At 42.2% G+C, this 4,788-nt stretch carries 7 protein-coding genes; all 7 read right to left on the bottom strand.

Translation table 11 applies throughout. The features are described 5' to 3' along the window. Nucleotides 1-128: 128 nt before the first annotated feature. Complete coding sequence (locus TOL9009_RS0109390) at nt 129-548, bottom strand: PIN domain-containing protein (RefSeq protein ID WP_029632574.1); 420 nt, start codon at nt 546-548, stop codon at nt 129-131. Continuing rightward, nucleotides 529-783 carry a hypothetical protein gene (locus TOL9009_RS0109385; protein WP_029632573.1) on the bottom strand — a complete coding sequence of 85 codons (255 nt, stop codon included), beginning with the start codon at nt 781-783 and terminating at the stop codon, nt 529-531. The genes TOL9009_RS0109390 and TOL9009_RS0109385 overlap by 20 nt, the downstream gene beginning before the upstream one ends. 36 nt (nt 784-819) lie before the next feature. After that, the gene (locus TOL9009_RS0109380; RefSeq protein ID WP_029632572.1) at nt 820-1,278 is read right to left on the bottom strand and encodes a DUF6334 family protein; all 459 of its coding nucleotides are present in this window, start codon (nt 1,276-1,278) and stop codon (nt 820-822) included. A gap of 96 nt (nt 1,279-1,374) precedes the next feature. Next, nucleotides 1,375-1,530, bottom strand: coding sequence for a hypothetical protein (locus TOL9009_RS49180; RefSeq protein ID WP_242055793.1), 156 nt, complete (start codon nt 1,528-1,530; stop codon nt 1,375-1,377). 93 nt (nt 1,531-1,623) lie between these two features. After that, nucleotides 1,624-1,905: a type II toxin-antitoxin system RelE family toxin gene (locus tag TOL9009_RS0109370; RefSeq protein ID WP_029632571.1), complete on the bottom strand. Its 282-nt coding sequence runs from the start codon at nt 1,903-1,905 to the stop codon at nt 1,624-1,626. Continuing rightward, on the bottom strand, nt 1,892-2,257 hold the full coding sequence (locus TOL9009_RS0109365) for a type II toxin-antitoxin system Phd/YefM family antitoxin (RefSeq protein ID WP_260675872.1): 366 nt from the start codon (nt 2,255-2,257) through the stop codon (nt 1,892-1,894). Before TOL9009_RS0109365 ends, TOL9009_RS0109370 begins: the two co-directional genes overlap by 14 nt. After that, entirely contained in the window at nt 2,214-4,064 is a 1,851-nt protein-coding gene (locus TOL9009_RS0109360) for a serine/threonine-protein kinase (RefSeq protein ID WP_029632569.1), read from the bottom strand. Before TOL9009_RS0109360 ends, TOL9009_RS0109365 begins: the two co-directional genes overlap by 44 nt. Nucleotides 4,065-4,788: the final 724 nt, after the last annotated feature.

Here is a 4,788-nt window from a genome sequence, read left to right as displayed (position 1 = left end):
GTTGTCATGGTTCTGATGGCTTGCGCCTCATTTACCAAGCCTGCCATCCTTGAGATTACTACTCATTTCGACAGAACGAATCGCACATACCTGTCTTTATTGTGCCGTAGCGTAGACGCCATCAGGGTCTATATTCGCCAATTATCAAGTTTCAAATTGTAACCAAGTATTTGAATACGTTGATAATGTGGTAAATTACCAGTGATTAAGGTTAAGTTGTTTTGGATAGCGATCGCTGCAATTATAGAATCGGCAAGTCCTATCGGTTGTCCTGTCCGTTCTAAATCTGCATAGATCCGTCCTGCCAATTCCGCATCAGAAAGTTGCAAAGTTAACACCTCAGCAGCGGCAATCTCAACAAATAACTCCTGTATTTTATCTTCGCGTTGGCGCTTATGCCAGCCTTTGACAATTTCCAAAACTGTGATTGTGGAAATGGTATAGCAACCCAAGGCATTACGATAAGTGGAAGCTCTAATTGCAACGCGCTGATTAATGCCTTTAAGAATCTCAGAAAAGATATCCGTGTCAAGTAGTACTTTGTCCAAAGCGTTGATTTAGTGGGTGTGCTGTCCGATCTCTCATGATTTCTTCAAGTATCTCATCTATTAGCTCAGGTTCGTCGGCATAAAGTCCTAGCAAGCGGTCTTTTGGCGGTTCTGTCACTGCTAGTTGCTCGATGGCGTATGTTATTAGTTGCGACAAGTCACAATGGCGCGATTTTGCTAACAAATATGCTTTTTCAAGGGTTTTTTCGTCAAGTTGCAATTCTATTTTTTCCACGGGGTAAGATTTGAGAGCATGTGTGATGCAGCGATTTTAGCATTTTGTATTTGCAGTATTGTAAATATCTTCCTCTGGGTCGTTCCACTCCTCAAAACAAGTTTCAGATGCTTTTATTTTATAGATTTGCTCGTAGCGAAATGCTTTAATAACTGAACCTTCGCTAACAAAAGCTATGCTGGGACGTAGATACTCAAATGCAAAAATCACCTGATCTCGATAACCTTGGTCGTTTTCACATACCCATATTGTCATAAGTTTTTTACCAAGAAAAGATTTACACCAATATGGAGTTTCTACTACAGAAGGAGTATTAGAGCTTTCCTGTATTATCTCTATTTCATCAGTCTCAGCTATTGGTAATAGTGTAATTGTTGTATTTTGAAATAATAGTTTAACTTTGTCAAAGCATAGTTGGTTGCTAGCAAATTCCTTGTCTTCGACAATTGAGACTGCTATTAAAGTCTGTCCGATTGGGAATTCATCTGTTGCCATATTTTTTACGTTTCTTTCTTGCTTGTTTAAGAATTTTTATTGCAGTTTCGGCTTCTTCGTCTCCCTCGGCAGCAAGATTTGCTAATTCTCCAACTTTCATATTTTGATAATCGCTTTGTAATTGATTAACTTGACCTTGCCCTCCCCCACGCTCTCGAATTGCATCAGCAATGATGTTACTTTCAGATTAACAAGATTGCCAAGTTTTTTCAGTCCACCTGGCATCAGGTTGACTCCATCCTGCTGATCCATTGAGTTGACTTTTGTTTAAGTACCTTTTACATAATGCCTTTTTAGCATTTTGAATTTAAGGTATCAGACGCGAAATATTGCATCTTTACTTGCTCATCCCAGCAAACGCTTTAATCGTTTGTACACATCATCATCATTGCGCTTGCCAACCAAAATTACTTCAACTAAATCCTCATCGGGAGAAAACCTGTAAACAATTCGATATTCGCCACGATCAACTCGATAATAGCCCTGGTAGCCAGACAGATGCTCACTATCACCAGGTAAAGGATCGACATTTAAAGCTAAGACTTTTTTAGCAATCTGCGCTGCTATCTTAGGCTGCAAACTGTTGAGAAAATCGAGAACAGTTGCTAAACCATCAAGTTTCGCTATTAGCTAAACCTAAGAGTGCAGCAGTAAAAGCCTCACTACCAACCATTGTTGATTGATTTAGGGCAGCTTCAGCGGCTTGACCTAAAAGCATATCCTCTAATTCTGTGAGCCGATTAACTAATTTCTGGTAGCTTTCAGCCGAAATAATTACATGGCTAGGTCGTGATTGCTTTGTCAGCAAAACTGGCTCAATAGCAGCTTTGTCAAATACCTCACCGTGTTTGTTGCGAGCATCTGTAAGAGTGTAGGTCTGCATGGTAAGAACTGATGCGTGACGATTTTGTACATTTTGTCTATATTTTAGCAGATTAATCGCACTGCCAAATATTGATAGTGTTGTCAGTACTGCCACTGGCAAGGGTTGTACCATCGGGGCTGAAAGCGACAGACTGAACCGAGTGGAAATGCCCGTGTAGGGTGCAAATTTCCTGTCCATTTACCAGATTCCACAGTTTGATCGTCGCGTCATCACTCCCACTGGCAAGGGTTGCACCATCGGGACTGAAAGCAACGCAACGAACCGAGTCTGAATGCCCCTTCAGGGTGTGGATCTCCAGTCCGCTTGCCAGATTCCACAGTTTGATAGTGTTGTCAACACTGCCACTGGCAAGGGTTACACCATCGGGGCTAATGACAACAGAATAAACTGCCTTGAAATACCCTTTGAGGGTGCGGATCTCCTTTCCGATTGCTAAATTCCACAGTTTAATAGTCCTGTCAACACTGCCACTGGCTAAAATGTTACCATCGGGACTTATGGCGACAGAATTAACTGAGCTAGAATGCTCGTGTAGGGTAAGGATTTGATGTCCGGTTGTCAGATTCCACAGTTTGATGGTGTTGTCAGTACTGCCACTAGCAAGGATTTCACCATCGTAAATTATAGCAACCGAACGAACCGAGTCGGAATGCCCCATGAGGATGCCGATTTCCCGTCCGGTTGCTAGATTCCAGAGTTTAATAGTCTTGTCAAGACTGCCACTGGCAAGGGTTTCACCATCAGGGCTGAAAGCGAGGGAATAAACCCAGCCGGAATGCCCCTTGAGGGTGCGGATTTCCCATCCGGTTGCTAGATTCCATACTTTAATGGTGTTGTCACTACTGCCACTAGCAAGGGTCTGCCCATCAGGACTGATAGCAACGGAATAAACCGAGTTAGAATGACCCTTTACGGTGTGGACAAGTCGCCAATTTTGGGGTTTAGGTGTTGGTGGTGGCGCTGGTTTTGGAGTATAATTGCTTTTCGCTGTCGGGGTGGTTACTTGTTTCAATGCTGTAAGCACTTCATTAACTGACTGATATCGTTCTCTCACATAGTCTTTCAGCAACTTATCCAAAACCTGACTTAACTGAGTGCTGACATCTTTGCCTTTTTGCCGCAGATGTTCTCTCCAAAGCCACTTACCCTCTAACGGATCGTAAAGTTCATCCAATTCGACTTGAGTTAGTAGATGTATGCAAGTCACCCCTAAACTATACAAATCACTAGCAGGATAAGTTTTACCACCGCGCAATTGTTCCATTGCTGCATATCCTTGTGTGCCAGCTTTTGTGCCAGTTTTGGTTAAATTAGTCCCGACAGTCAACTGTTTAGAAACGCCAAAGTCGATTAAAACTAACTTGCCATCTATCTGACGGCGTAAAATGTTTGTTGGCTTGATATCGCGGTGAATTACTTGCTGCTGATGCACAAATTGTAGGACTGGTAATAAATCATGCAACAATTCCCGAATTTGTTCTTCGCTAAAAGCGCCGCACTGTGCCAATTCCTTTGATAAATCTTGCCCATCGATAAATTGCTGCACCAAATACAAGCGTTTATCTTGCTCAAAATAGGCAAATAGCGTCGGAATCTGCGGATGCTGTTCTCCCAGTTGTAATAATTGCCTCGCCTCTTGTTCAAATAACTCGGTCGCTTTCGTCATTGCTAAGGAATTGCCTTGAATTTCCGGTAAAGGGAAAAATTGCTTGATGACGCAACGAGCATTTAACCTATTTGCGTCCACAGCCAAGAAAGTTCTGCCAAATCCCCCTTCACCAATTGGCTGAATCGCTTGATATTGATTTTTCAAGAGCAACTGTGAGCCACAAGTAAGGCAAAATTTTGTTGCATCTGGGTTTTGCGGCTTTTGGCAATTGGGAGCGAGGCAATAAGTCATACTAGGGATGGTTGGCAGATTTTTTCTATAGTAAGTGTTCCCAAAATTACTCTTGAAGACTCCAGGCGAATGGAATTCGCGGGTTTCAAATTCGGCATTGCTGAATTGATGCGTGAATCCGGATGTAAAGACGTTCCGCCGGAACGTCTCTACAAAGTTTAGTCCGCGTAGGCGGACTTCGTTTGTATAGCCCCAGACTTCCAGTCTGAGGGTGCAGTCTTCAGATCCCGCTAGTAGTCCATGTCATAAGTTTTGAGGGGTTTCAACTTAGCAAAATAATTGATTTTTAAGGCTTTGGAAATTTGATTACCCATCAGAATTAATGACATAGACTACTAGTAGTCCATGTCATAAGTTTTGAGGGGTTTCAACTTAGCAAAATAATTGATTTTTAAGGCTTTGGAAATTTGATTACCCATCAGAATTAATGACATAGACTACTAGTAGTTCATGTCATAAGTTTTGAGGGGTTGCGCGGTTCCGTTATATAATAACGATGTGTCCGCATATGGGGACACGAGTGTCCGTGCGATCGCTAACAATTTAAAAGTATATTAATTGGGTGTATGAATAAGAAACATAGCATTGTTCTTAGTGATGAGCAACGGCTACAACTGGTTGATTTAATCAAGAAAGGGAAAGCAGGTGCTAGGGAAATTCGCCGCGCACATACGCTACTAATGGCAAACTCTGGTAGTACAGATGAGACGATAGCAAAAAGCTT

Origin of the sequence: [Scytonema hofmanni] UTEX 2349 (assembly GCF_000582685.1) — a bacterium.
Taxonomy (GTDB): domain Bacteria; phylum Cyanobacteriota; class Cyanobacteriia; order Cyanobacteriales; family Nostocaceae; genus Hassallia; species Hassallia hofmanni.
This window is presented reverse-complemented; position numbering and strand designations above follow the sequence as displayed.

Bases quoted from the DNA above. Each gene is read 5' to 3' on its own strand.
- TOL9009_RS0109380 (WP_029632572.1), bottom strand. From the start codon at position 1,278: ATGGCAACAGATGAATTCCCAATCGGACAGACTTTAATAGCAGTCTCA.
- TOL9009_RS49180 (WP_242055793.1), bottom strand. From the start codon at position 1,530: ATGGATCAGCAGGATGGAGTCAACCTGATGCCAGGTGGACTGAAAAAA.
- TOL9009_RS0109360 (WP_029632569.1), bottom strand. From the start codon at position 4,064: ATGACTTATTGCCTCGCTCCCAATTGCCAAAAGCCGCAAAACCCAGAT.